Source organism: Cylindrospermum sp. FACHB-282 (assembly GCF_014697195.1).
Lineage (GTDB): Bacteria > Cyanobacteriota > Cyanobacteriia > Cyanobacteriales > Nostocaceae > Cylindrospermum.
The window spans coordinates 1-2,131 of record NZ_JACJRJ010000104.1 but is presented as its reverse complement, the minus strand read 5'-3'; the positions used below and the strand labels follow the sequence as shown (position 1 = coordinate 2,131).

Here is a 2,131-nt window from a genome sequence, read left to right as displayed (position 1 = left end):
TCGTCCAATATTGAGCAGTCAATTGTTATCACAGAAAACACCAAGAGCTACTCCACTAGATCGGATGCCTCCAGTGTATTAGTGCGCTCCTACACAGTGGAATTCAACGAGCCGGATAATGACACTGGATTAAATCCAGCAAGTTTATAATGCCATCTACCTTCATTGACGGCGATGATTGTTCGCCCGTGACACAGCAATCACTAGGCGATGCAGTCAAAGCTTGCTGGGTGAGCAAGCTAGGGTATACAGCCCTGGATGATTACACGGCAAGCAGTATTCGGTATTTAGTGTTTGGGCACATTACCAATACAAAAACTTACGGGGGAGTATGCTACAGGATTGAAATCACGTCTGCTTTCGCCGTAAGCCAGACTTTTGGCACCAGTTACACCGCGGCTACAAAAACACTCGCGAACGCGGGAACGGCAGGTGCGACGGCGACATTTGCCAATACATCCCCCATTAAATTTAAGTGCATCAGAGGTGCCAGTTCGGAGTTTGACTGGGTTATTCCTTATCAGCTCGCCTCTTCTGTCATCCTGGGCTGGTTGCGCTGCAAAAACTTAAATGATGTAGATGAGAACTTCTACTGCGCGTACCTCCAGCCCAGCGCTATGTCCAGCAAAACATGGCGCGGCGTGGCTAACGGCTTCCTGTTGCGGGGTGTCAGTTCTTACAGCAGCTGGGCATGATGACAGAATCACTGGATAAATATGTTTTGAAACAGGGAAGATTAAACAAAACATTTAATGATACCTTTAAACAGGTAAAAATATTAAAACAGAATGGAGAAGTAGTAACTAAGAATTTAAAAAATGTAACCAAGGTAGCTGAAACAGTAAAAAAAGAATCAGGGGCGATGAAGAAGCTGTGGGATGGCTTACTTAAGCCGATAAAGGGATCTAGCGAAGCGGGTAAGGCTGCAGCCAGTGGAAAGGCTTTAGCAGGGCTAGCCATTCTCTCATTAGCGCTCTTTACGGCTCAAACAAAGCTGACTGAACTTACCCAAGATGCACAAATCAAAAGCACTGATTCGTTAGCTGATTCATTATCAAAGGTATTGGCAATTGCAATTCGAGGAGTGCAACAAGCACGGCTAGCTAATAAATCCTTGGCAGAAGCCAAGTTAGAAAATCAACGAGTGCGCGATAGGACGTATGCACTTGAAAAGCAGATAGTCCCAGTCAGGGAGAATGCCAATAACGCCTTGTATGAAGTGAGGGTGGGGAGAGGTATTTTGCAAAGTGGCATTGATGCAGCCAAACTAGCAGCTAACAATGCGCTAGCAGAAACACGCTCCTACAATACGAAACAGACTAGCGCGATTGCCAACCTAAAAACTGATTTTAATAAATACATTGCGGCTGCTAACACAGGATTTCAGCAAAAGATAGAAGCTACCGTTGGCTCTATCCAAAAAGGATTGCTGGAAGCGCAACAGGCAAATAAATTAGCCAACGAAAACATCAAGAAATCTAACGAGAATATTGGTGTGCAGGCTAAATTAATAACAGCTATTCAAAACACATTAAAGAGTATCAACATTACCGATGCAAGTGGAACTGTTGCGACCATCACCGAGTCCATCAAGAAAGCCATTGCTCCTGATATATTATCAGTGAAGAAAGGCATCGTTGAGCTTATAAACGAAAACTCTATTATCCGCATTGATTTGGACAGTTTCGAGAAGGCTGAACAAGCTAAAAATAGCGTTCTCATCTCGAACGATAGTATTATTTTTTCGTCAATCAGTAATCTGTCTAGCAAGATTACTGAGCAGGATAACACCATAAGTCAAATCAGAAATGGAGTCGTGACTTCACCGAGCTTTTCTGGCTTGAACAAAACGGTTGATGCTCAACAGAAGAAAATAAGCGGACTAGAGACCAATATAGAAACACTTAAATCTCAGAATACAAGTCTTAAAAATGACTTAGGGAAACTAGATACCCAGGTTAAAGAGTTGGACAAAGAAAGCAACAAGAAGTTAGACCAGATGTTCCCGCTGCTCAATTAAATCCCCTTGATTCCTGCAAGGGCAGCCAGCGCAATAAAACCGAATCTAATAACTCCATCGCAAGTAACTCAATCCACGGGTGCGGCAATTTGCAGCAGTGCCCAAGGTGGA

General features: G+C 43.6%; 2 protein-coding genes. Both read left to right on the top strand.

All coding sequences use genetic code 11. From position 1 onward, the window contains the following. The first annotated feature begins 149 nt into the window (after positions 1 to 149). Positions 150 to 695: a hypothetical protein gene (locus H6G32_RS26320; RefSeq protein ID WP_190463698.1), complete on the top strand. Its 546-nt coding sequence runs from the start codon at positions 150 to 152 to the stop codon at positions 693 to 695. Next, positions 692 to 2,020: a hypothetical protein gene (locus tag H6G32_RS26315; RefSeq protein ID WP_190463696.1), complete on the top strand. Its 1,329-nt coding sequence runs from the start codon at positions 692 to 694 to the stop codon at positions 2,018 to 2,020. The genes H6G32_RS26320 and H6G32_RS26315 overlap by 4 nt, the downstream gene beginning before the upstream one ends. Positions 2,021 to 2,131: the final 111 nt, after the last annotated feature.